At 73.2% G+C, this 23,754-nt stretch carries 17 protein-coding genes and 1 pseudogene; 10 read left to right on the top strand and 8 right to left on the bottom strand.

Annotated features, from left to right (window positions below; all coding sequences use genetic code 11):
- Positions 1–4: 4 nt before the first annotated feature.
- Complete coding sequence (iolC, locus tag ABD973_RS21015) at positions 5–928, bottom strand: 5-dehydro-2-deoxygluconokinase (protein ID WP_345504675.1); 924 nt, start codon at positions 926–928, stop codon at positions 5–7.
- Between the two features lie 115 nt (positions 929–1,043).
- On the opposite strand from iolC, the gene ABD973_RS21010 reads away from it, so the two are divergent.
- From ABD973_RS21010 to ABD973_RS20990, 5 genes are all read left to right on the top strand, one after another.
- The gene (locus tag ABD973_RS21010; protein ID WP_345501463.1) at positions 1,044–1,958 is read left to right on the top strand and encodes a sugar phosphate isomerase/epimerase family protein; all 915 of its coding nucleotides are present in this window, start codon (positions 1,044–1,046) and stop codon (positions 1,956–1,958) included.
- Positions 1,959–1,984: 26 nt separating this feature from the next.
- Positions 1,985–2,998: a Gfo/Idh/MocA family protein gene (locus tag ABD973_RS21005; RefSeq protein ID WP_125821172.1), complete on the top strand. Its 1,014-nt coding sequence runs from the start codon at positions 1,985–1,987 to the stop codon at positions 2,996–2,998.
- A 273-nt stretch (positions 2,999–3,271) separates the two neighbouring features.
- Positions 3,272–3,472 (top strand): helix-turn-helix transcriptional regulator, encoded by a 201-nt coding sequence (locus ABD973_RS21000; protein ID WP_042800909.1) that lies wholly within the window; start codon positions 3,272–3,274, stop codon positions 3,470–3,472.
- Between the two features lie 122 nt (positions 3,473–3,594).
- Positions 3,595–3,819, top strand: coding sequence for a heavy-metal-associated domain-containing protein (locus ABD973_RS20995; protein ID WP_125821173.1), 225 nt, complete (start codon positions 3,595–3,597; stop codon positions 3,817–3,819).
- A gap of 98 nt (positions 3,820–3,917) precedes the next feature.
- On the top strand, positions 3,918–6,191 hold the full coding sequence (locus ABD973_RS20990) for a heavy metal translocating P-type ATPase (protein ID WP_345501460.1): 2,274 nt from the start codon (positions 3,918–3,920) through the stop codon (positions 6,189–6,191).
- Positions 6,192–6,547: 356 nt separating this feature from the next.
- On the opposite strand, the gene ABD973_RS20985 is transcribed toward ABD973_RS20990, so the two are convergent.
- Both ABD973_RS20985 and recD2 read right to left on the bottom strand, forming a co-directional pair.
- A complete protein-coding gene (locus tag ABD973_RS20985) occupies positions 6,548–7,837 on the bottom strand; it encodes a citrate synthase (RefSeq protein ID WP_007264147.1) in 1,290 nt (429 codons plus the stop codon).
- Between the two features lie 183 nt (positions 7,838–8,020).
- Positions 8,021–10,267, bottom strand: coding sequence for an SF1B family DNA helicase RecD2 (recD2, locus tag ABD973_RS20980; protein ID WP_125821175.1), 2,247 nt, complete (start codon positions 10,265–10,267; stop codon positions 8,021–8,023).
- Positions 10,268–10,544: 277 nt separating this feature from the next.
- On the opposite strand from recD2, the gene ABD973_RS20975 reads away from it, so the two are divergent.
- Entirely contained in the window at positions 10,545–11,066 is a 522-nt protein-coding gene (locus ABD973_RS20975; RefSeq protein ID WP_125821176.1) for a DUF937 domain-containing protein, read from the top strand.
- A gap of 61 nt (positions 11,067–11,127) precedes the next feature.
- A pseudogene (locus tag ABD973_RS20970) lies at positions 11,128–11,625 on the top strand (GNAT family N-acetyltransferase); the annotation flags it as partial.
- On the opposite strand, the gene ABD973_RS20965 reads toward ABD973_RS20970, so the two are convergent.
- Positions 11,576–12,502: an EamA family transporter gene (locus ABD973_RS20965; RefSeq protein ID WP_125821178.1), complete on the bottom strand. Its 927-nt coding sequence runs from the start codon at positions 12,500–12,502 to the stop codon at positions 11,576–11,578. The pseudogene ABD973_RS20970 and the gene ABD973_RS20965 overlap by 50 nt on opposite strands.
- Positions 12,503–12,584: 82 nt before the next feature.
- Here ABD973_RS20965 and ABD973_RS20960 point away from each other — a divergent pair, with 82 nt between their 5' ends.
- Together ABD973_RS20960 and ABD973_RS20955 are read left to right on the top strand one after the other, a co-directional pair.
- Positions 12,585–13,496, top strand: a complete 912-nt coding sequence (locus tag ABD973_RS20960; RefSeq protein WP_125595329.1) for a LysR family transcriptional regulator — start codon at positions 12,585–12,587, stop codon at positions 13,494–13,496.
- A gap of 59 nt (positions 13,497–13,555) precedes the next feature.
- Positions 13,556–15,376: a glycoside hydrolase family 3 protein gene (locus ABD973_RS20955; protein WP_206436519.1), complete on the top strand. Its 1,821-nt coding sequence runs from the start codon at positions 13,556–13,558 to the stop codon at positions 15,374–15,376.
- A gap of 34 nt (positions 15,377–15,410) precedes the next feature.
- Here ABD973_RS20955 and ABD973_RS20950 read toward each other — a convergent pair whose 3' ends face one another.
- Complete coding sequence (locus tag ABD973_RS20950; protein ID WP_125821179.1) at positions 15,411–16,889, bottom strand: alpha/beta hydrolase family protein; 1,479 nt, start codon at positions 16,887–16,889, stop codon at positions 15,411–15,413.
- A gap of 85 nt (positions 16,890–16,974) precedes the next feature.
- Positions 16,975–17,340 (bottom strand): hypothetical protein, encoded by a 366-nt coding sequence (locus tag ABD973_RS20945; RefSeq protein ID WP_125821180.1) that lies wholly within the window; start codon positions 17,338–17,340, stop codon positions 16,975–16,977.
- 154 nt (positions 17,341–17,494) lie between these two features.
- Here ABD973_RS20945 and ABD973_RS20940 point away from each other — a divergent pair, with 154 nt between their 5' ends.
- Positions 17,495–18,049, top strand: coding sequence for an EF-hand domain-containing protein (locus tag ABD973_RS20940; protein ID WP_125595325.1), 555 nt, complete (start codon positions 17,495–17,497; stop codon positions 18,047–18,049).
- 45 nt (positions 18,050–18,094) lie between these two features.
- On the opposite strand, the gene ABD973_RS20935 is transcribed toward ABD973_RS20940, so the two are convergent.
- Both ABD973_RS20935 and ABD973_RS20930 read right to left on the bottom strand, forming a co-directional pair.
- Positions 18,095–21,877, bottom strand: coding sequence for an ABC transporter ATP-binding protein (locus ABD973_RS20935; protein WP_345501448.1), 3,783 nt, complete (start codon positions 21,875–21,877; stop codon positions 18,095–18,097).
- A gap of 133 nt (positions 21,878–22,010) precedes the next feature.
- Entirely contained in the window at positions 22,011–23,696 is a 1,686-nt protein-coding gene (locus tag ABD973_RS20930; RefSeq protein ID WP_345501446.1) for a thiamine pyrophosphate-binding protein, read from the bottom strand.
- Positions 23,697–23,754 lie beyond the last annotated feature (58 nt).

Here is a 23,754-nt window from a genome sequence, read left to right as displayed (position 1 = left end):
CGCCTCAGACCGCACCGGCACGTCCCAGCACCTCCTCCACCTCGTGCGGGAACGGCATCGCCGACGAGCACGCCAGCCGCGAGGCCACGATCGCCCCGGCGGCGTTGGCGTACCGCAGCACCCGCTCCAGGTCCCAGCCGGCCAGCAGCCCGTGGCACAGGGCGCCCCCGAAGGCGTCCCCGGCGCCGAGCCCGTTGACGACCTCCACCTCCACCGGCGGCACCTCCACCGCCGTCCCGTCGCGGTGGACCGCGAGGACGCCCCGCGGCCCCCGTTTGACCACGGCCAGCTCCACCCCGGCCGCGAGCAGCGCCTCCGCGGCGGCGTACGGCTCGCGGCGGCCGGTGGCCACCTCGCACTCCTCGGTGTTGCCGACGGCCACCGTCGCCAGCCCGAGGGCCCGCTCGTACCAGGGCTGCGGCGGGCCGTCCCACAGCGTCGGCCTCCAGTCGAGGTCGAAGACCGTGGGCCCGGACTTCGAGCGGGCCTCCAGCGCGGCCAGGGTCGCGGCGCGGCTCGGTTCGGCGCTCAGGCCCGTGCCCGTCATCCAGAAGACGCGCGCCGCCCGCACCGCCGTCCGGTCGATCTCGTCCGGGGCGATCTCCAGGTCGGGCGCCTTCGGGAGCCGGTAGAAGTAGAGGGGGAAGTGGTCGGGCGGGAAGACCTCGCAGAAGGTGACGGGTGTCGGGTGGGCGGCGACCTCCGTCACCCACCGGTCGTCGACCCCGAACGCCCGCAGCTCGGCGCGCAGGTACGCGCCGAAGGGGTCGGCCCCGGTGCGGGTGATGACGGCCGTGCGCCGTCCCAGCCGGGCGGCCGCGACGGCGACGTTGGCCGGCGAGCCGCCGAGGAACTTGCCGAAGGTGTCGGCCTCGGCCAGCGGTACGCCGGTCTTGAGCGGGTAGAGATCCACCCCGATCCGCCCCATCGTGATCAGGTCGTGGACGGCCCGTCCGTCCGACGTCTGCACAGCCGGTTCTGCTCCCACGCGTTCTCCCACTCGTCCTCCCTCTTCGCCCAAGCCCGCACCTAAGGTGGCCGTCATGACCTCCTCCCCACCCGCGTTGACCCGTATCCGTGTCGGTTCGGCTCCGGACTCCTGGGGTGTCTGGTTTCCGGAGGATCCCCTGCAGACCCCCTGGGAACGGTTCCTCGACGAGGTCGCGGACGCCGGGTACGAGTGGATCGAGCTGGGCCCGTACGGGTATCTGCCCACCGATCCGGTCCGGCTCGCCGACGAGACCGCCAAGCGCGGGCTGCGGGTGTCCGCGGGCACCGTCTTCACCGGACTCCATCACGGCCCCGGCGTCTGGGAGCAGACCTGGGCGCACGTGTCGCGGATCGCCGCGCTGGCCCGGGACACGGGGGCGGAGCACCTCGTCGTGATCCCGGCCTTCTGGCGCGACGACAAGACCGGCGGGATGCTGGAGGACCCGGTCCTGAGCCCCGCCCAATGGCGTGAGCTGACGTCCCAGACCGAGCGCCTGGGCCGGGAGGTGCGGGAGCGGTACGGGCTGCGGATCGTGGTCCACCCGCACGCGGACACGCACATCGACACCCCGCAGAACGTGGCCCGGTTCCTGGACGCCACCGATCCGGCACTGGTCTCCCTGTGCCTGGACACGGGGCACTACGCGTACTGCGGCGGGGACAGCGTCGAGGCGATCGAGACGTTCGGCGAGCGGATCGGCTACCTGCACCTGAAGCAGGTCGACCCGCGGGTCCTCGCCGAAGTGCGGGCGCAGGGGACGCCGTTCGGCCCGGCGGTGGCGCGCGGGGTGATGTGTGAGCCGCCGTCCGGGGTGCCCGCGCTGGAGCCGGTGCTGGCGGCGGCGCAGCGGCTCGGGGTGGAGCTGTTCGCGATCGTGGAGCAGGACATGTACCCGTGTCCGCCGGAGCGTCCGCTGCCGATCGCCCGGCGCACCCGTGCCTATCTGCGCTCCTGCGGCGCCCGTTGACGACCCCGAACCCCTGGAGGACAGACATGAGCACGCTCGGCATCGCCGTCATCGGCACCGGGAAGATGGGCGCCGACCACGTCCGCCGGATCGGCGAGGCGGTGGGCGGGGCGCGGGTGGTGGCCCTGGCCGACCCGGACGGGGACCGGGTCAAGGAGGTCGCGGCGGGCCTGGACGGGGCGGGCGCGTACACCGATCCGGCCGCGGCGGTGGCGGCGCCGGGGGTGGACGCCGTACTGATCGCCTCGCCGGGACCGGCCCACGAGGAAGCGATTCTGCACGCCCTGGGGCGGGAGTTGCCGGTGCTCTGCGAGAAGCCGCTGACGCCGGATCCGGAGGGGGCCCTGCGGGTGCTGGAGGCGGAGCGCAGGCTCGGCCGGCGGCTGGTGCAGGTGGGGTTCATGCGGCGCTTCGACGCCGAGTACGAGCGGCTCAAGGAGCTGCTGGACGCGGGCGGGATCGGCCGGCCGCTCTTCCTGCACTGCCGCCACCGCAACGCCGCCTCGCCGTCCTTCTTCACCAGCGACATGCTGATCAGCGACTCGGTGGTGCACGAGGTGGACGCGGCCCGCTGGCTGCTGGGCCAGGAGGTGACGGCGGTGACGGTGCTGTCCCCGACGCCGTCCTCGGCCGCGCCCGAGGGGCTGCGCGATCCGCGGCTGGTGCTGCTGGAGACCTCGGGCGGGGTGGTGGTGGACGTGGAGATCTTCGTGAACTGCGGGTTCGGCTACCAGGTGCAGTGCGAGGCCGTCGGCGAGTCGGGCAGTGCCCGGATCGGTGACGGGCACGCGATGGTCGTCCAGTCGGGCGGCCGCTGGGGCGGGGAGATCACCCAGGACTTCACCACGCGCTTCGCCGACGCCTACGACCGGCAGGTGCGGCGCTGGGTGGCGGCGGCCGCGCGGGGCCGGGTGGACGGCCCCGACGCCTGGGACGGGTACGCGGCCGCCGCCGTGTCGGAGGCCGGGCTGGCAGCGGCGCGCAGCGGCGTACGGACCCCGGTGCGGCTGGCGGAGCGGCCGCGGCTGTACGCCCGCTGAGCGCGCGGGGTCGGGCCCGGGAGCCCCGCCGGGGCCCGGCCGGGCCCACCACGGGGGGGAGGGCTCCTGTGTCACTTACGTCACGGGAGTCGCCGTCGTGTCACACATGTCCGTACTACGCGGGTTTTCCGTCACAGGGAGTTCACAGACCCTCCCCCGCCCTCACCGAGCGTCGTTCTCCGGGCACAACCCGAGTGATCGTCAGTGTCCACGCGCCGGCTCCCCCGACGGCCTCCCGGCCGGCCCCGCGCCGTGGACCAGGAGGTGGCGTGGATGAGCGACCGACAGCTGTGGTCCTACAAGGAGATCGCCGCCCATATCCGGGTCCAGCCGGACACCGTGCGCTCCTACCGCAAGCACGGACTGCTGCCCGCCCCCGACCACGTGGAGGGCGGCAAGCCCTACTGGTACGCCGACACCATCCGGACCTGGGTCTCGCGCCGCCCCGGCAACCGGGGCCGCCGCGAGGAGTGATCCGGCGGCGGGCGCACCGTGGTGGCCATGATGGGGGGTGGACGCGCGCCCAATTCCCGCTCAATACCCCCTAGGGGTATAGACTGGGAGAGACAGACGTCCCCCCGACAGAGGAGAACGACATGACCGCCGTGACGGTAACCGTGTACAAGGTCACCGGGATGACCTGCGGGCACTGCGAGGGCGCGGTGACCGCCGAGCTCACCGCCCTTCCCGGCGTGACCTCGGTCAAGGCCGTCGCCGCCACCGGCGAGGTCACCGTCGAGTCCCAGGCCCCGCTCTCCGAGGAGGACGTGCGCGCCGCCGTGGACGAGGCCGGGTACGAGCTCGCCGGCGTGGCGGCCTGAGCCAGGCCCCGGCACCCCTCGCACGGCAGTACCCGCCGGGCCGCACCCGCCAGCTCATACTGGACCGTACGGCCCGGCCCTCCCCCTGGAGCGGGAACATGAGCACAGTGCACGACGGGCCCATAACGGAGGCCCCCGCCTCCGAGGTCGAACTGACGATCGGCGGGATGACCTGCGCCTCCTGCGCGGCCCGCATCGAGAAGAAGCTCAACCGGATGGACGGCGTCAGCGCCACCGTCAACTACGCCACCGAGAAGGCCCGGGTCTCCTACGGCGGAGCGGTCCAGGTGGCCGACCTGATCGCGACCGTGGTCAGGACGGGCTACACCGCCGAGGAACCCCCGCCGCCACGTCCCGAACCGGAAGCGGAAGCGGAGCCCGGGGACACCGCCGCCGTACGCGACCCCGAACTCGCGGCGGCACGGCAGCGGCTGCTGGTGTCCGCCGTCCTGGCCCTGCCGGTGGTCCTGCTCTCGATGGTCCCGGCCCTCCAGTTCGACAACTGGCAGTGGCTCTGCCTCACCCTCGCCTCACCCGTCGTGGTGTGGGGCGCCCTGCCCTTCCACCGGGCCGCCTGGACCAACCTCCGGCACGGCGCCGCGACCATGGACACCCTGGTCTCGGTCGGCACGCTGGCGGCCTACGCCTGGTCGCTGTGGGCGCTGTTCCTCGGCCACGCCGGCATGCCCGGCATGCGGCACGGCTTCGACCTCACCGCCGGGCGGACGGACGGCTCCTCCGCCCTCTACCTGGAGGTCGCGGCGGGCGTCGTGACCTTCATCCTGCTCGGCCGCTACCTGGAGGCCCGCTCCAAGCGGAAGGCGGGCGCGGCGCTGCGTGCGCTGATGGAGCTGGGCGCCAGGGACGTGGCCGTCCTGCGCGACGGCCGCGAGGTGCGGATCCCCGTCGGCGCGCTCGCGGCCGGGGACAGGTTCGTGGTCCGGCCCGGCGAGAAGATCGCCACCGACGGCACCGTCGTCGAGGGCTCCTCCGCCGTGGACGCCTCCATGCTGACCGGGGAGTCCGTCCCGGTCGACGTCACCCCCGGGGACGCCGTCACCGGCGCCACCGTGAACACCTCCGGGCGGCTCGTCGTCGAGGCCACCCGGGTCGGGGCCGACACCCAGCTCGCCCGGATGGCCCGCATGGTCGAGGAGGCCCAGAACGGCAAGGCCGAGGTGCAGAGGCTCGCCGACCGGATCTCCGCCGTCTTCGTGCCCGTCGTCCTGCTCCTCGCGCTCGGCACCTGGGTCGTGTGGCTGCTGCTCACCGACGACCCCACCGCCGCGTTCACCGCCGCCGTGGCCGTCCTGATCATCGCCTGCCCCTGCGCCCTGGGCCTGGCCACGCCGACCGCGCTGATGGTCGGCACCGGCCGGGGCGCGCAGCTGGGCATCCTGATCAAGGGGCCGGAGGTGCTGGAGTCCACCCGGCGGGTGGACACCGTCGTGCTCGACAAGACCGGGACGGTCACCACCGGCCGGATGACCCTCACCGGGGTGCACGCGGCCGAGGGCGTGGACGAGGGGGAACTGCTGCGGCTCGCCGGCGCCCTGGAACACGCCTCCGAGCACCCGGTGGCCCGGGCGGTCGCCGCCGGTGCCGCCGAGCGGGCCGGGGAACTGCCCGCGCCCGGCTCGTTCGAGAACCTCGCCGGCCTGGGCGTCCGGGGCACGGTCGAGGGGCACGAGGTCCTGGTGGGGCGCGAGCGGCTGCTCAGGGACCACGGCATCACCCTGCCCGCCCCGCTCGCCGCGGCCAGGGAAGCCGCCGAGGCCGCCGGCGCCACCGTGGTGCTGGCCGCCTGGGACGGCGCGGCCCGCGGGGCGCTGACCGTGACCGACGCCGTCAAGGGGACCAGCGCCGAGGCCGTGGCCCGGTTGCGGGCCCTCGGCCTCACCCCGGTGCTGCTGACCGGCGACAACAGGGCCGTGGCCGAGGCGGTGGCGCGGGAGGTGGGCATCGACGAGGTGATCGCGGAGGTGCTCCCGCAGGACAAGGTGGACGCGGTCCGCCGGCTCCAGGCCGAGGGCCGCACGGTCGCCATGGTCGGCGACGGTGTCAACGACGCGGCCGCGCTCGCCCGGGCCGACCTGGGCCTCGCCATGGGCACCGGCACCGACGCGGCCATCGAGGCCGCCGACCTGACCCTCGTACGCGGTGACCTGCGGGTGGCGGCGGACGCGATCCGGCTCTCCCGGCGGACCCTGGCCACCATCAAGGGCAACCTGTTCTGGGCCTTCGGCTACAACGTGGCGGCGCTCCCGCTGGCCGCCGCGGGGCTGCTGAACCCGATGATCGCGGGGGCCGCGATGGCGTTCTCGTCGGTCTTCGTGGTCACCAACAGCCTGCGGCTGCGCTCGTTCCGCTAGAGGACCTCCTCCCCGTTCCCTCCACAGGTCCTTCACTGGAGACGCAGATCACAGTGATGGCAACGTAACCATCCGGGGTGGTCACGGGTCTAATGGGGCGATGCCGGAAAACGTCTTGGGGGACGTTTCACGGAGGTCCTTGGGGGGGCTTCCGGGCATCCGCCGGCCGGGACGCGTGCCCTCGGGAAGCTTTGAGCGGCCCACCCGACCCGAACGGGTCCCGGCACCCACCGACGCCCCGGCGCGGATCCCGTGGGGGGAATCCGCCGCCGGGGAAAAGGGAAGCGCCCCGACCGTCGACCCGTGGGGGGATCGACGGCGGGGCGCTTTCCGCGAACCGGAGCGGCCGGGAGGACCTAGCGGGCCTCGACCGGGACGAACTCGCGCAGGACCTCGCCGGTGTAGATCTGGCGCGGGCGGCCGATGCGGGAGCCGGGCTCCTTGATCATCTCGTGCCACTGCGCGATCCAGCCGGGAAGGCGGCCGAGCGCGAAGAGCACGGTGAACATCTCGGTCGGGAAGCCCATGGCCCGGTAGATCAGACCGGTGTAGAAGTCCACGTTCGGGTAGAGGTTGCGGGCGACGAAGTACTCGTCGGCCAGCGCGTGCTCTTCCAGCTTGAGCGCGATGTCCAGCAGCTCGTCGCTCTTGCCGAGCGCCGAGAGGACGTCGTGCGCCGCCGCCTTGATGATCTTCGCCCGGGGGTCGAAGCTCTTGTAGACGCGGTGCCCGAAGCCCATGAGGCGGACGCCGTCTTCCTTGTTCTTCACCTTGCGGATGAAGGCGTCGACGTCGCCGCCGTCGTTCTTGATGCCCTCGAGCATCTCCAGGACGGACTGGTTGGCGCCACCGTGCAGCGGGCCCCACAGGGCCGAGATGCCGGCGGAGATCGAGGCGAACATGTTCGCCTGCGAGGAGCCGACCAGGCGCACGGTGGAGGTCGAGCAGTTCTGCTCGTGGTCCGCGTGCAGGATCAGCAGCTTGTCGAGCGCGGAGACCACGACCGGGTCCAGGTCGTACTCCTGGGCCGGCACGGAGAAGGTCATGCGCAGGAAGTTCTCGACGTAGCCGAGGTCGTTGCGCGGGTAGACCACCGGGTGGCCGACCGACTTCTTGTACGCGTACGCGGCGATCGTCGGGAGCTTGGCCAGCAGACGGATCGTCGAGAGGTGGCGCTGCTTCTCGTCGAACGGGTTGTGGCTGTCCTGGTAGAACGTCGACAGCGCGCTGACCACGGACGACAGCATGGCCATCGGGTGGGCGTCGCGCGGGAAGCCGTCGTAGAACCGCTTCACGTCCTCGTGCAGCAGCGTGTGCTGGGTGATCTCGTTGCGGAACGACGCGAGCTGGTCGACCGTCGGCAGCTCACCGTTGATCAGCAGGTAGGCGACCTCGATGAAGGTCGAGCGCTCCGCCAGCTGCTCGATCGGGTAGCCGCGGTAGCGCAGGATGCCCTGCTCACCGTCGAGGTAGGTGATCGCCGACTTGTAGGCGGCGGTGTTGCCGTAGCCACTGTCCAGCGTGACGAGCCCGGTCTGGGCCCGGAGCTTCGAGATGTCGAAGCCCTGGTCACCGACGGTGCTTTCGACCACCGGGTAGGTGTATTCACCGTCCGCGTACCGGAGTACTACAGAGTTGTCGCTCACGTCATCCCTCACCGACGTAGTGCCTCTTCTTCGAGGTGCCCTGACTGCCTCTACCTTCCCCCATTTGGCGCAGGAGAGTGCACTCGGGGTCGGCCTTTGGTCTCTTTGACGGCACTGAGTGCCTTCAACCTGCTCATCCTGCCCCCTCCCCGCCTGTTGTCGGAACCCCAAATGATCGATCATCTAGGTGATGTTTCCCACCGAGACCCGGCCGGCGAGCCGCGCGGCCACCGCCGTGTACCTCCTGCCTGCGGAAACGGTACGCACCGCCTGCCCCAGGGCCTTGCGGGACCCGACCAGGACGACCAGTTTCTTCGCCCTGGTCACGGCCGTGTACAGCAGGTTCCGCTGGAGCATCATCCAGGCCCCGGTGGTGACGGGGATCACGACCGCCGGATATTCACTCCCCTGGGAGCGGTGGATGGTGACGGCGTACGCGTGCGCCAGCTCGTCCAGCTCGGCGAATTCGTACCCCACCTCCTCGTCCTCCTCTGTACGCACCGTCAAGCGCTGCTCGTCCGGGTCCAGAGCGGTGACCACGCCGACGGTGCCGTTGAAGACGCCGTTGGCGCCCTTCTCGTAGTTGTTGCGGATCTGGGTGACCTTGTCGCCCACCCGGAAGACCCGGCCGCCGAACCGCTTCTCGGGCAGGCCCGGCCGGGCCGGGGTGATCGCCTGCTGGAGCAGGCCGTTGAGGTTCCCCGCGCCGGCCGGGCCCCGGTGCATGGGGGCCAGGACCTGGACGTCCCGGCGCGGGTCGAGTCCGAACCGGGCGGGGATCCGGCGGGCGGCCACGTCCACGGCGAGGAGCCCGGCCGCCTCCGTGTCCTCCTCCGGGAAGAGGAAGAAGTCCGGCAGGCCGTCGGTGATGGGCGGCACCCCGGTGTTGATGCGGTGCGCGTTGGTGACGACGCCCGACTGCTGCGCCTGGCGGAAGATCCGGGTCAGCCGGACGGCCGGCACCGGCCCGCCCTGCGCCAGCAGGTCCCGCAGGACCTCGCCGGCGCCGACCGAGGGCAGCTGGTCCACGTCGCCGACCAGCAGCAGGTGCGCTCCCGGCGCCACCGCCTTGACCAGCTTGTTCGCCAGCAGCAGGTCCAGCATCGAGGCCTCGTCGACCACGACCAGGTCGGCGTCCAGCGGCCGGTCCCGGTCGTACGCCGCGTCCCCGCCGGGCTTGAGCTCCAGCAGCCGGTGCACGGTGGAGGCCTCGGCCCCGGTCAGCTCGGACAGCCGCTTCGCGGCGCGGCCCGTGGGGGCGGCGAGCACCACCTTGGCCTTCTTGGCCCGGGCCAGCTCCACGATGGAGCGCACGGTGAAGGACTTGCCGCAGCCGGGCCCGCCCGTGAGCACCGCCACCCGGCGGGTGAGGGCCAGCCTGACCGCGTCCCGCTGCTCGGGGGCGAGGCTGGCCCCGGTACGGCCGGCGAGCCAGCCGAGGGCCTTGTCCCAGTCCACGTCCTGGAAGCCGGGCATCCGGTCCTCCTCGGCGTTCAGCAGCCGGCGGACCTGGCCGACCAGCGAGAGCTCCGCCCGGTGGAAGGGGACCAGGTAGACCGCGGTGAGGGGATCGGGGCCGCCCTGGGGGTCGGGCACGGGCTCCCGCACGACGCCCTCCGGATCGGCGGCGAGCTCGGCCAGGCACTCGATGACCAGCCCGGTGTCCACCTGGAGCAGCTTCACGCCGTCGGCGATGAGGCGCTCCTCGGGGAGGAAGCAGTGCCCCTGGTCGGTGGACTGGGACAGGGCGTACTGGAGGCCGGCCCTGACCCGCTCGGGGCTGTCGTGCGGGATGCCGACGGCCTGGGCGATGCGGTCGGCGGTGAGGAAGCCGATGCCCCAGACGTCGGCGGCGAGCCGGTACGGCTGGTTCTTGACCACCGAGATGGAGGCGTCCCCGTACTTCTTGTAGATGCGGACCGCGATGGAGGTGGAGACGCCGACGCCCTGGAGGAAGACCATGACCTCCTTGATGGCCTTCTGCTCCTCCCACGCGGCGCCGATCAGCTTCGTCCGCTTGGGGCCGAGGCCGGGGACCTCGATCAGCCGCTTCGGCTCGGCCTCGATGACGTCGAGGGTGTCGAGGCCGAAGTGTTCGACGATGCGGTCGGCGATCCTCGGGCCGATGCCCTTGATGAGGCCGGAGCCGAGGTAGCGGCGGATGCCCTGGATGGTGGCGGGCAGGATCGTCGAGTAGTTCTCGACGGTGAACTGCCTGCCGTACTGGGGGTGCGAGCCCCAGCGGCCCTCCATGCGCAGGGACTCGCCGGGCTGCGCGCCGAGCAGCGAGCCGACGACGGTCAGCAGGTCCCCCGCGCCGCGGCCGGTGTCGACCCGGGCGACCGTGTAGCCGCTCTCCTCGTTGGCGTAGGTGATGCGCTCCAGCACCCCCTCGACGACTGCCGGTTGCACCGCCCCGTTGTTCACCATGGCACGAAGCTACAGTCCGCCGCCGACAGGGCGCCGGGGCCTGTGGACGAACGAAAGGGGGTCCGGCCTCGCGGCCGGACCCCCTCACGGTTACCCCTCCCTCGTCGGACTTCCCGATCCCCCCGGATCCCCACCCGGAAGTCCCGACGTTCCATACGACCCGCGTGGCGCCCGGAGGGTTGCATGCGGAATCACAGCTTTACCTTTCCATTACGTTCAGCCACCCGGGGAGTACTCCGAGGTGCCGTGAAATCACCGCACACGTAGCGTTTCCGGCATGAGCGACTCTTCCTTCGAGGACGACGTACTGGGCGAACTGGGCGAGGACAGGCTCCAGGAGATCGCCACCCTGCTCGGCACCGACACCGACGACGCCCGCGCGACCGTCTCCCAGACCGTCGGGGCGATGACCGGCGGTCTCCAGGAGAAGGCCGACGCCGGCGACGACGAGGTCCGCCAGGCCTTCGCGGAGGTGTCCGAGCCCCCGCTCCAGGGCGTGGCCACCCTCGGCGGCGGCCTCGGCGGCCTGCTCGGCGGCGGGATGATGGCCGGGGTGCTCTCCAAGGTGAGCAGGCCGGTGGCCAACGCCGTCTCGAAGAAGACCGGCATCCCCGCGCCGACGGTCATGCGCGTCATCGAGCTGCTGATCCCCGTGGTGATGGCCGTCTTCGCCAAGCGCGCCGCGGGCAGGGGCTCCGCCACCGCCGGGGCCCCGGGTGCCGCCGCCCCGGGCGCCGCGGCCTCCGACGGTCCCGGCCTCGGCGACCTGCTGGGACAGATCCTGGGCGGCAGGAAGTAGCCACGTCCCGCCCGTCGGCCCCGCGCTATCCTCGGCAGCCATGGAGACTTCCGCCGCGGCGGTGCGGCTGCGGGAACCGGGGCCCGGTGAGCTGGGCTGGATCGTGCAGCGCCACGGCGCGCTGTACGCCGCCGAGTACGGCTGGAACCAGGAGTTCGAGGGGCTGGTGGCGCGGATCGTCGCGGACTTCGCCGAGGACCACGACCCCCACCGGGAGCGGGTCTGGATCGCGGAGTACGAGGGCGAGCCGGTCGGCTCGGTGATGTGCGTGCGCGAGGACGGCTCGCCCGGCACGGCCCGGCTGCGGCTGCTGCTCGTGGACCCCGCCGGGCGCGGCCTCGGGGTGGGCACCCTGCTCATCGCCGCCGTCGTCGCCTTCGCCCGTTCGGCCGGTTACCGCGAGCTGGTGCTGTGGACCAACGACGTGCTGACCGCGGCCCGTTCGCTCTACGAGCGGGCCGGCTTCACCCTGGTCGCCGAGCGCCCGCACCGCTCGTACGGGGTCTCCCTCACGGGGCAGGACTGGCGGCTGCCGCTGCGCGAGGACCCCCCGCGCTGACCGGGCCCGTACGGGTCTTCGCGCGCGCGGGGGCCAGCGAGGTCAGGCCCACCCCGCCGACCAGCAGCACCGCCGCCACCCAGCGCGGCCCCGAGATCCCCTCGCCGAGCACCAGCGCGGCCGAGGACATCCCGAACACCGGCACCAGCAGCGAGAACGGCGCCACGGACGAGGCCGGGTAGCGGCGCAGCAGGTAGCCCCAGGCGCCGAAGCCGAACACCGTGGACACCCAGGCGACGTAGCCGATGACGGCCACGCCGGACCAGTCCAGGGCGCGCAGCGCGGCCAGGTCCCGGCCGGGTCCCTCCAGCAGCAGCGAGAGCCCGAACAGCGGGACCACCGGGACGGTGCACACCCACACCATGAAGTTCAGCGCGTCGGGCGGGGCGGCCTTGCGGGTGAGCACGTTGGACACGCCCCAGCAGGCGGCGGCCGCGACGACCAGGACGAAGCCGGTGACGGGCCCGGACAGGCCCCGGTCGACGGCGGCCACCGCGATCCCCGCCAGCGCCACGGCCATGCCCAGCAGCCGCACCCGGCCGGGCCGCTCGCGCAGCACGACGGCGGCCAGGGCGGCGGTGAAGACGGCCTGGACCTGGAGCACGAGCGAGGACAGCCCGGCCGGCATGCCGGCCGCCATGCCCGTGAACAGCAGCCCGAACTTGGCGATGCCGAGGGCGGCGCCGACCCCGAGGACCCACTTCCAGGCGACCTTGGGGCGCCCCACGAAGAACACGGCGGGCAGCGCGGCCACGAGGAAGCGCAGCGCGGACAGGAGCAGGGGCGGGAAGTGGCCGAGGCCGATCTCGATGACGACGAAGTTGAAGCCCCAGACGGCGGCGACGAGTACGGCGAGTGCGGTGTGTACGGGACGCATGCTCCGAGCATCGACGCCCGGATCATGTAGCACCAGCGCGGATCCCTACCGGGATGGATGAAGCAGTGCTTACGATTGGCGGATGCTCGACCTGTCCCGGCTGCGCGCCCTGCACGCCGTCTCAGTCCACGGTTCGGTCGCGGGCGCGGCGGCCGCCCTCGGCTACACCCCCTCCGCGGTCTCGCAGCAGATCGCCAAGCTGGAGCGGGAGACCCGCACGACGCTCCTGGAGCGGCGCGGGCGGGGGGTCGCGCTCACCGAGGAGGCCCGCCACCTGGCCGACACCGCCCGTGAGCTGCTGGCGATCGTGGAGCGCGCCGAGACCACCCTGGAGGAGCGGCGCGGCCGGCCGAGCGGCCTGCTGACGGTGGCGGCCTTCGCGTCGGCGGCGCGCGGCCTGCTGCCGGGGGTGCTGGCCGAGCTGGCGCGACGCCATCCCGCGCTGGACGTACGCCTCACGGAGGTCGACCCCCACCTGTCGGTGGACCTGGTCGCCCGGGGCGTCACCGACCTGGCGGTGGCCCACGACTGGGACATCGCCCCGCTGCCCGCCCCCGAGGGCGTGGAGCAGGCCGTCATCGGCGACGACCCCTGCGATCTGGTGGTCCCGGCCGGACACCCCTTCACCACCCGGCGGGCGGTGCGCCGGACGGACCTGGGGGGCCAGCGGTGGGTGTGCCAGCCGCCCGGGCGGGTGTGCCACGACTGGCTGGTGCGGACCATGCGCACGGCGGGGTTCGAGCCCGACATCGCGCACACCGCCGAGGAGAACCACACGATCGTCGCGCTGGTCGCGGCCGGCCTCGGGGTGGCGGTCGTTCCCCGGCTGGGTACCGGGGCGCTGCCGCCGGGCGCGGTGGCCGTACGGCTGGAGCCCGGGCCGGTGCGCAGGCTGTACGCCCTGTGGCGGACGGGAGCGGCCCGCCGGCCCGCGATCACCGAGACCGTGCGCACCCTCCAGGGCCACTGGACGGCGGCGCGGGAGCGTCCCTAACGGGCCATTCCCGAGTGTCCGTCAGGCGTGGCGCCGGGTACGGCAGTAGGGTCCCACGGGTGCCGAACCACGCCTCCCGCCGGGCCCTGCTCGCCGCCGCCGCGATGGCCGCCGTCACGGCCGCCGGAGCCGCCGGGGCCGCCTCCACGGCCTCCACCGCCGCTCCCGGGACCCCGGACGACTCCCGGGCCCCCGGCGGGCCGCCGGGGCGCGGCCCGGACCGGGAGCGGCTGCGCGCGCTGGTCTCCGGGCTCGGGCTGCCCGAGCTGGTGGGGCAGCTGTTCGTGTCCCGGGCCTACGGGCATTCGGCGACGGACCCCGACCCGGCGGACGCCGAGCTGAACCTGAAGCACTTCGGGGTGCGCACCGCCGCCGAGCTGGTGGCCCGCTACCACCTGGGCGGGGTCGTCTACTTCGCGTGGGCCCACAACACGCGTGACCCGCACCAGATCGCCGCCCTGTCCAACGGGCTCCAGCGGGCCGCCGCGGACTCGGGGGCGGGGATCCCGCTGCTGCTGTCGGTGGACCAGGAGCACGGGGCCGTCGCCCGGATCGGCCGGCCCGCGACCCTGCTGCCGGGGGCGATGGCGCTGGGCGCGGCGGGCTCCGCCGAGGGGGCCCTGCGGGCGGCCCGGGTGGCGGGGACGGAGCTGGCGGCGCTGGGCATCCGGCAGGACTGGGCTCCGGTGGCCGACGTGAACGTGAACCCGGCCAACCCGGTGATCGGCGTGCGCTCCTTCGGCTCCGACCCGTCCGCCGTCGCGGCCCTGGCCGCGGCCCAGGTGCGCGGCTACCAGGGGGCGGGGGTGGCGGCGGCGGCGAAGCACTTCCCGGGACACGGGGACACCGAGACCGACAGCCACGTCGGGCTGCCGGTGATGCGGCACTCCCGCGCCCAGTGGGAGGAGCTGGACGCGCCGCCGTTCCGGGCGGCGGTGCGCGCGGGCGTGGACGTGATCATGACGGCGCACATCGTCTTCCCCGCCCTCGACCCCTCGGGGGACCCGGCGACCCTCTCGCGGCCCATCGTGACCGGCCTGCTGCGCGAACAGCTGGGCTTCCGCGGGGTGGTGGTCACCGACGCCCTCGACATGGCGGGGGTCCGGCAGAAGTACGGGGACGACCGGGTCCCGGTGCTGGCCCTGAAGGCGGGCTGCGACCTGCTGCTGAACGCGCCGGACCTGGGCCTCGCGCAGCGCGCGGTGCGGGCGGCGGTGGAGTCGGGCGAGCTGTCGCGCGGCCGGGTCGAGGAGTCGGTGCTGCGGGTCCTGGAGCTGAAGGCCCGCCGGGGCCTGTTCGAGGACCCGTACACCTCCGACGCGGCGGTGGACGCGGCGGTGGGGACGGGCGGGCACCTGGCGGCCGCCGACGCGGTCGCGGCGGGTACGACGACGCTGCTGGCCAATCCGCGCGGGCTGCTGCCGCTGGACGCGTCGGCCGGGCCGAAGCTGCTGGTCACCGGCACCGACCCGGTCTCCCCCACCGGCACCACGGGCCCCCCGACGGCGGTCCTGGCGCGGGAGCTGACCGCCCTGGGGTGCCGGGCGCAGGCCCTGCCGCCCGAGCGGGCGGCGGCGGCCGCGCCGGGGCACGCGGCGGTGCTGGTGTGCACGTACAACGTCCCGGAGGGCGAGAGTCCGCAACGCGCGCTGGTGGCGGAGCTGGTCGCGACGGGCGTCCCGGTGGTGCTGCTCGCGGTCCGCAACCCGTACGACCCGGCGCGCCTGCCCCGGTGCGCCGCCGAGGTGGCCACGTACACGTGGACGGACGTGGAGATGCGGGCGGCGGCCCGGGTGCTGACGGGCGCGAGCCGGCCGTCGGGCCGGCTCCCGGTGCCCGTCCCGGGCCGCTACCCGCTGGGCCACGGGCTGTCGTACTGAGGCGCGCCCCCGTACGACAGCCCGTCGGGGACCCCTACCGGCGCAGCGAGTCGCGGCGCAGGTCGGTCTGGTCGAGCACCGGGTCCGGTGCGGCGAGCGGGGCCACCGCCTGCGGGGCGGCGGCGCCGTCGGTGCGGAACACGTCGGCCGCGGGGGCGACGCCGGCCCACTGGAGGATCCGCGCGGTCGCGAGGGCCTTCTCGCCGTCCTGGAGCTTGGCGACGTTGGCCCCGTGGTTGGCGCCCGGAGCGGTCATCACGTAGCTGTCGCGCGTCCCGTACCCGAGGTGGAAGGGCTCGGCGCCCCACGGGTCGTTCTGCCCGTACACGAACAGCATCTGGTGGGCGTTGTTGCGGACCCAGTTGTCCACGTCCGCCATGGCCGCCGGCTGGAAGGTCATGGGGATGTCGCGCGGCACGAAGTTGCGCGGGGGCTGGTAGCCGTAGCGGCTCAGGCCCTTGAGGTGGGGCTGCTTGATGTCGGGCGAGCCGAGCTGCGTGCCGGCCTGGTAGTAGTACGGCGTGTACGTCTCCAGGCCCTGGTCGGCGTAGGCCGAGAAGCCGGAGATCGTGTCGACCGTGTCCCAGATCTGCTGGTCGGTGGCGGTCTTGGCGTCCGGGATCGTGGCGCAGTCGGCGAGCAGGCTGTACTGCCAGAAGGCCCAGGTGTAGTCGAGGACCACGGCCTCGAAGGCCTTGTCGAGGCTGCCGACGGTGTTGAAGGTCCAGCCGTTCTCGGCCGCGGCGGCCTTGTACTTGGCCTCCAGCGGCTCGCGGCGGATCAGGGCCTCGCGCTGGACGTTGTTCAGCTTGTCGCGGCACTCCTTGGTGCCGACCTTGCCGAAGAACCGGTCGTAGGCCGAGTCCTCCTTGTTGACGACGTCGTTGGGCGCCACGTAGGCGACGACACCGTCCATGTCGCGCGGGTAGAAGCGCTCGAAGTACGTCGCCGTCATGCCGCCCTTGCTGGCGCCCGTGGACAGCCAGTTCTTGGGGTAGATCTTCTTCAGGGCGGTGAAGAGGCGGTGCTGGTCGCTGGCCGCCTGCCAGATGTCGAGCTTCGACCAGTCCGCCGGGTCGGGGCGGGACGGGTTGAAGAATCGATACTCCATGGACAGCTGGTTGCCGTCGATGATGGTCGTCGGCTCCGCGCGGCGCGGGTTGGTGTTGACGTTGTAGCCCGAGGTGAAGAACACCGTGGGGCGGGAGACGTCCTTGTGCAACAGGGTGACGCGCTGCTTGAAGGTGCCCTTCCACGGCTGCCGGTGGTCGACCGGCTGCTCGTAGTTCAGTACGAAGAACCGGTAGCCGGGGTACGGCTTCTCCTCGATCAGGCTCATGCCCGGGATCGCGAGGATCTGGTCCTTGATGTCCGCGGCGGATGCCTGTCCCGCGGTGGCCCGCGTGGCGGCGGCCGGCTCTGCGGCGGTGGCCGTCTGAGCCGTGAGACCGGCCGTGCCCGCGGCACCGATCAGCACCGCGACGGGCAGTATCCGGCCAAGCGTCTTGCGCATTCACCCTCCCCTTGAGTTCACTGTGGTCGCCCGTGAACCTAGCGGGATCAACGCGTCCGTGAACAGCCCCAGTTGGGACGCCGGCTCAGCACAGGATCCAGCCAGATTCGACGGATCCGGCCGCCATCTCGCCCCTTACATACACACACCGGCTGATCGCGCCCACGGTGACGGGGCCCGCGTAGCGGGTGAATTGCCCCGCATCGCCCACCGGCACCCCGCCGCGCGGCTGAACGCTGACGGCCATGTGGCGGCGCTCCCCCGGCCGCAGGGCGACGGTCATCGCGCAGACCTGGGTCCGGCTCTTGAACACCCGCACCTCGCCGCCGGGCAGCGGCATCGCCTTGACCAGCTGGCCGGCACAGCCGCCGGTCGCCGCCGACGCGGCGGGCGCCGCGAGGACTCCCCCGACCGCGAGCCACAGCGCGCCCCCCAACACCCCCAGGGACACGGCCCGTCCCCGACGCCCGCGGTCCTGCCTCATCCTGTCCCCCCGATCGGTCGTACGTAACACGTACGCACGTACGACGCTCAGCCGACCCGGAAGGTTGCACTACCCTGGGCGATCGACCGAATGCACACCGTAGCCGTGAAAGGCAGCCGACATGACGACCGATCTGCTCGACCGCAAGCTGGAGCGCGCGTTCGCCCACCTCGACGCCGACGACAACGGCGTGATCGACGAGAAGGACATGATCGCGCTCGGGTCGCGGCTGCTGACGGCGCTGTCGGAACCCGCCGACTCCCCCAAGGCGGCCGAGGTGTTCCGCGGGCTCACCGACTTCTGGGTGGACCTCTTCAACGAGCTCGGCGTCGGCCAGGACCAGAAGCTGACCCCGGCGCAGTACCGGGACGGCATGACCCGCCTGTACAAGGACGGCGGCCCGGCCTACGAGAAGTCCTTCCGGCCGATGATGAAGGCCATCCTCACGGTCGCCGACACCAACGGCGACGGACACATCAGCCCCGAGGAGTTCCACAAGGCGCAGCTGGCCTTCGACACCCGGCTGGAGCCCGCCGACGCGGACACTCTCTTCGCGAAGATCGACAAGAACCACGACGGGTACCTGTCGGTGGACGAACTCCTCGACGCCGTGCGCGAGTACTACACCGGTGACGACGAGGACGCCCCCGGGAACCTGCTCTTCGGCGAGCTCTGATCCCGGGGGCGCCCTCCTGCGGCCGCGGCCGCGGCGGCCGGCCGGCTACGCGGCGGCGGCCGCCTCGTCCTCGCCGGCGAAGGTCCGCCACAGCACCGCGTACCGCCCGCCGCGGGCCAGCAGTTCCGCGTGGCTGCCGTCCTCGACGACCCGGCCCCGGTCCATGACCACCACCCGGTCGGCCCGGGCCGCGGTCGTCAGCCGGTGCGCCACCACGAGGGTGGTCCGCTTGCCCGCGAGGCGTTCGGTGGCCTGGTTGACCTGCGCCTCGGTGGCCAGGTCCAGGGCCGCCGTGGCCTCGTCGAGCAGCAGCACGTCCGGGTCGACCAGCTCGGCGCGGGCCAGCGCGATCAGCTGGCGCTGGCCCGCCGAGAGGTTGCGGCCGCGCTCGGCGACGGCGTGCAGGTAGCCGCCGTCGAGGGTGGCGATCATGTCGTGGGCGCCGACCGCGCGGGCGGCGGCCTCCACCTCGGCGTCGCTCGCCCCGGGCCGCCCGTAGGCGATGGCGTCGCGGACCGTCCCCGGGAAGAGGTACGGCTCCTGGGGGACGACCCCCAGCCGGTGTCGGTACGCCGTCAGGTCCAGCTCCCTCAGGTCGGTGCCGTCGGCGGTGACCCGGCCGGAGGTCGGGTCGTAGAACCGGGCCACCATCTTGACAAGCGTGGACTTGCCCGCCCCGGTCTCACCGACGAAGGCGACGGTCTGCCCGGCGGGTATCCGCAGGCTGATCCCGGCCAGCGCCTCGCCCTTGCTCCCGCGCTCCTCCGCGGTGCCGTACCGGAAGCGCACGCCCTCGAAGGCGATCTCCCCGCGCAGCGCGGTGACCTCGCGGGGCTCGGCCGGGCGCGGGGTGGTGGTGGGCTCGCGCAGCAGGTCCTGGATCCGGCCGAGGGAGACGGTGGCCTGCTGGTAGCCGTCGAAGACCTGGGACAGCTGCTGGACCGGCGCGAAGAACAGGTCGATGTACAGCAGGTACGCCACCAGCGCGCCCGTGGTGAGGGTGGCCGCCTCGACCCGGCCCGCGCCGACGATCAGCACGGCCGCCGCCGCGCCCGAGGACAGCAGCTGCACGAAGGGGAAGTAGACCGATATCAGCCACTGGCCGCGCACCCGCGCCTCGCGGTACGCGTCGCTGCGCTCGGCGAACCGGGCCCGGCCCGCCTCCTGCCGGCGGAAGGCCTGCACCAGCCGGATGCCGGCCACGGACTCCTGGAGGTCGGCGTTGACCAGGCTGACCCGGTCGCGGGCGAGCTCGTACGCGGCGACCGACTTGCGGCGGAACACGACCGTGCCGATGACCAGCACGGGCAGGGTGGCGAAGACGATCAGCGCGAGTTCGACGTCGAGGACCAGCAGGGCTACCAGGATGCCGAAGAAGGTCAGGACGGAGACGACGGCGGTGACCAGCCCGGTCTGCAGGAAGCTCGACAGGGAGTCCACGTCGGTGGTCATCCGGGTCATGATCTTGCCGGTGAGCTCGCGCTCGTAGTAGTCCAGGCCGAGCCGCTGGAGCTGCGCGAAGATCTTGACGCGCAGGGAGTAGAGCACGCGCTCGCCGGTGCGCCCGGTCATCCGGGTCTCCGCGAACTGCGCGGCCCACTGGCCGAGGACCACGGCGAGGGCGAGCAGGGACGCCGCCCACACCGCGCCCAGCGCGGCCTGCTCGACGCCCTGGTCGATGCCGTGCCGGATCAGGACGGGGAGCAGCAGCCCGGTGCCCGCGTCGAGGGCGACCAGGCCCAGGCTGACGGCGAGCGGGGCCCAGAAGCCGGCCAGCAGCCTGCGCAGGCCGTAGCTCTCCTCGGCGGCCGCGGACCGGGCCTCGTCCACACCCGGCTCGTCGTCGGCGGCCGGCAGCGCGGCCACCTGCGCCAGCAGTTCGGGCGTGGCGCCCGGAGCCGGTTCGGCCTCGGTCCGCTCCTCGCGGCGCCACAGCTCGGGGGTGACGCCGGCCACGCGCCGCTTGGCGTTCACCGGCTCGGAGTCGATCTCCGCCTCGAGCTCGATGTCCTTCTCCAGGTCCCGCTCGAACTCCGCCATGGCCGGCGCGTCCGGGGTCCGCGGCGAGTGCGCGCCGAGGACCTCCGGGTCGGTGAGCAGCCGCCGGTACAGCGGGGAGCGGCGCTCCAGCTCCTCGTGCGTGCCGATGTCGGCGAGCCGCCCGTGCTCCATGACGGCGATCCGGTCGGCGAGCGCGAGGGTGGAGCGCCGGTGGGCGATCAGCAGGGTGGTGCGGCCCGCCATGACGGCCCGCAGCGCCTCGTGGATCTCGTGCTCGACGCGGGCGTCGACGGCCGAGGTGGCGTCGTCCAGGAGCAGCAGGCGGGGGTCGGTGAGGATGGCGCGGGCGAGCGCGACGCGCTGGCGCTGGCCGCCGGAGAGGGTCAGGCCCTGCTCGCCGACCTTGGTGTCGTAGCCGGCGGGGAGGGCTTCGATGAAGCCCTCCGCCTGGGCGGCGCGGGCGGCGGCCCGGACCTCCTCCTCGGAGGCGCCGGGGCGTCCGAAGGCGATGTTGGCGCGGATGGTGTCGGAGAAGAGGAAGGAGTCCTCGGGCACCAGGCCGATGGCGCCGCGCAGCGAGTCGTAGGTCAGATCGCGCACGTCACGGCCGCCGACGCGGACGGTGCCGCTGTCGGCGTCGTAGAAGCGCGGCAGGAGCAGGGAGACGGTGGACTTGCCGCTGCCGGAGGCGCCGACGAGGGCCACGGTCTCGCCCTCGGCGAGGGCGAGGGAGAACCCGTCGAGGACGGGGCGGCCGGGCTCGTACCCGAAGCGGACGTCCTCGAACTCGACGGTGGCGGGTGCGTCGGCGGGGAGCTCCTCGGTCCCCTCGCGGATGTCGGGCTCGGTGTCGATCAGCTCGAAGACCCGCTCCGCTCCGGCCCGGGCCTGCTGGGCGACGGTGAGCACCATGGCGAGCATGCGCACGGGGCCGACGAGCTGGGCGAGGTAGGTGGAGAAGGCGACGAAGGTGCCGAGGGTGACCTGTCCCCGGGTGGCCATCCAGCCGCCGAGGGCCAGGACGGCGACCTGTCCGAGGGCGGGGACGGCCTGGAGGGCGGGGGTGTAGCGGGAGTTCATGCGGATGGCGCGCATCCGCCCGCCGAAGAGCCGGCGGCCGGCCGCGCGCAGCTTGCCGGTCTCCTGCTCCTCCTGCCCGAAGCCCTTGACGACGCGTACGCCGGTCACCGCGCCGTCGACGACGGAGGCGACGGCCGCGGCCTGCTGCTGGGCGTACCAGGTGGCGGGGAAGAGCTTCCTGCGGCTGCGCTTGGCGATGAACCAGAGGGCGGGGGCCATCAGCAGCGCGACGAGGGTCAGCAGCGGGGAGAGCCACAGCATGACGCCGAGGGATATCCCGAAGAGCAGGAAGTTCCCGATGGTCATGGGCAGCATGAAGAGCAGCCCCTGGATCAGCTGGAGGTCACTCGTGGCCCGGCCGACGACCTGTCCGGTGGACAGTTCGTCCTGCCGGCGCCCGTCGAGGCGGGCGATGGTGTCGTACATGTCGGTGCGCAGGTCGTGCTGCACGTCGAGGGCGAGGCGGCCGCCGTAGTACCTGCGTATGTAGGTCAGTACGTAGACCAGCAGGGCGGCGCCCAGGAGCAGGCCGGCCCAGGGCCCCATGGGCCTGCTCTCGTCGCCGATGACGTCGTCGATGATGACCCGGGTGACGAGGGGGACGAGTGCCATGACGGCCATGCCCGCCAGCGAGGAGCCGAGCGCGAGGAGCACGTTGGCCTTGTACCGCCAGGTGTAGGCGGCCAGCCGTCTGCCCCAGCCCCGCTTCTCACCAGCCGCTGTCTCCCCAGCCTGCGCCGCCGTCACGTGGTCGCCTCCCCGTAGGTCCTGTCCTGCCGCCTCCCCCAACGCCCCCACCGGGGGATTTCATCCCGCTGCAACAATCGCACCGGTGTTCCGGGAGGGCTCGGCGACTTCGCCCGGACGGGCTATACACGGGCTAGAGGTGGGTCGGGGCGAACATCTTGAGGGTGGCCGGGAGGACCAGGACCGAGGGGCCCGGGGTCTTCAGGGCCCGGGTGAGGTCCTCGCGGAGGGTGTCCGGGGTGGTGGTGGACGCCGGGACGCCGAAGGAGGCCGCCAGGGCGGTGAAGTCCGGGCGGGTCAGTTCGGTGGCCGTGGTGCGGCCGTCGAAGGAGGCCGTCATGTACTCGCGGAGGATGCCGTAGCCGCCGTCGTCGACGATCAGCCAGGTGACGTCCAGGTCGTGTTCCCTGGCGGTGGCCAGCTCCGAGAGGGAGTACATGGCGCCGCCGTCGCCGGAGACCGCGAGGACGGGGGCGCCGGGTTCGGCGACCGCCGCGCCCAGGGCCGCCGGGAAGGCGTAGCCGAGGCCGCCCGCGCCCTGTGCCGAGTGCATGGTGTTGGGGTGCTTCGGGTCGAACGCGGACCAGGCCCAGTAGGCCAGGATCGTCATGTCCCAGAAGGACGGTGAGCGGGGCGGCAGGGCCTGCCTGATGGAGTCCAGGAGTTCCCGTTCGAGGGTGACGTCCTGCGGGGCGAGGCGGTCCTCGACGGCGGCGAGGAGCGCGCGGACCCGCTCGGGGGCCTCGTCGTCCTCACGGGGTTCGACCGTCTCCAGGAGGGCCTGGAGGGCGAGGCGGGCGTCGGCGTGGATGCCGAGGGCCGGGTGGTTGGACTCCAGCTTGCCGAGGTCCGCCTCGATCTGGACGACCCGGCCGGTGGGGAAGAACGTGTGGTAGTTCGAGGACAGCTCGCCCAGGCCGGAGCCGACGACGAGGAGGACGTCCGCGTCCTCCAGGAAGTCCGTCGTGTGGCGGTCCTCCAGCCAGGAGCGCAGGGAGAGCGGGTGGTTCCACGGGAAGGCGCCCTTGCCGCCGAAGGTGGTGACGACGGGGGCGTTCAGGCGCTCCGCGAGCTGCCGGAGCTTGCCGGCGGCGTCGGCGCGGACCACGCCGCCGCCCGCGATGATCACGGGGCGGGAGGCCTTCGAGAGCCAGTGCGCGGCCAGTGCGGTGAGCTCCGGGCGCGGGGCCAGTTCGTGCGGGGTCGCGTCCATGCCGGTGACCTCGGGGATCAGCGTCCCGGCGCGCAGCACGTCCTCGGGGATCTCGACCCAGACCGGGCCGTGGGGGGCGCTCAGCGCGGACTCCCAGGCTTCGGCGATCACGGAGGGGATCTGGGAGGGGGTGCGGGCGGTGTGGACGGACTTCACCACGTCGCGGAAGGACGCCGACTGGTCCCGCAGCTCGTGCAGGTGGCCCCGGCGGCCCCCGCCCAGGCCCGCGGTGGGGACCTGGGAGGAGATCGCGAGGACGGGCGCGGAGGCGGCCGCGGCCTCCGCGAGGGCGGGCAGGGACATCAGTGCCCCGGGCCCGGTGGAGAGCAGCAGCGGCACGGCCTCGCCGGTGAGGCGCCCGTACGCGTCGGCGGCGAAGCCGGCGTTGTTCTCCGTGCGCAGGGTGACCAGGCGCAGGTCGGAGCGGCCGACGGCGTCGAAGAGGCCCAGCGCGTGCTGGCCCGGCAGGCCGAAGACGGTGGTGGCGCCGAGCCCGCGCAGCGTCTCCACGACCAGGTCCCCGCCCGTGCGGCCCGGCGGCGGGGCCAGGGCGGCCGCCGTCTGGGCCTCGGTGGGACGGAGTACCAGGTCGTGGTCGTGCGTCACGGGTGTGGGGTGCCCTTCGTGCTCGGCTGCCGCACCGTCCTCGCCGCCGCAGCGGGGG

The sequence above is a fragment of the Streptomyces racemochromogenes genome, assembly GCF_039535215.1.
Taxonomy (GTDB): Bacteria; Actinomycetota; Actinomycetes; order Streptomycetales; family Streptomycetaceae; genus Streptomyces; species Streptomyces racemochromogenes.
This window is presented reverse-complemented; position numbering and strand designations above follow the sequence as displayed.

Coding starts and splice junctions, on each gene's coding strand:
- iolC (WP_345504675.1), bottom strand. CDS start 928: ATGGGGCGGATCGGGGTGGATCTCTACCCGCTCAAGACCGGCGTACCG.
- ABD973_RS21010 (WP_345501463.1), top strand. CDS start 1,044: ATGACCTCCTCCCCACCCGCGTTGACCCGTATCCGTGTCGGTTCGGCT.
- ABD973_RS21005 (WP_125821172.1), top strand. CDS start 1,985: ATGAGCACGCTCGGCATCGCCGTCATCGGCACCGGGAAGATGGGCGCC.
- ABD973_RS21000 (WP_042800909.1), top strand. CDS start 3,272: ATGAGCGACCGACAGCTGTGGTCCTACAAGGAGATCGCCGCCCATATC.
- ABD973_RS20995 (WP_125821173.1), top strand. CDS start 3,595: ATGACCGCCGTGACGGTAACCGTGTACAAGGTCACCGGGATGACCTGC.
- ABD973_RS20990 (WP_345501460.1), top strand. CDS start 3,918: ATGAGCACAGTGCACGACGGGCCCATAACGGAGGCCCCCGCCTCCGAG.
- recD2 (WP_125821175.1), bottom strand. CDS start 10,267: ATGGTGAACAACGGGGCGGTGCAACCGGCAGTCGTCGAGGGGGTGCTG.
- ABD973_RS20975 (WP_125821176.1), top strand. CDS start 10,545: ATGAGCGACTCTTCCTTCGAGGACGACGTACTGGGCGAACTGGGCGAG.
- ABD973_RS20965 (WP_125821178.1), bottom strand. CDS start 12,502: ATGCGTCCCGTACACACCGCACTCGCCGTACTCGTCGCCGCCGTCTGG.
- ABD973_RS20960 (WP_125595329.1), top strand. CDS start 12,585: ATGCTCGACCTGTCCCGGCTGCGCGCCCTGCACGCCGTCTCAGTCCAC.
- ABD973_RS20950 (WP_125821179.1), bottom strand. CDS start 16,889: ATGCGCAAGACGCTTGGCCGGATACTGCCCGTCGCGGTGCTGATCGGT.
- ABD973_RS20940 (WP_125595325.1), top strand. CDS start 17,495: ATGACGACCGATCTGCTCGACCGCAAGCTGGAGCGCGCGTTCGCCCAC.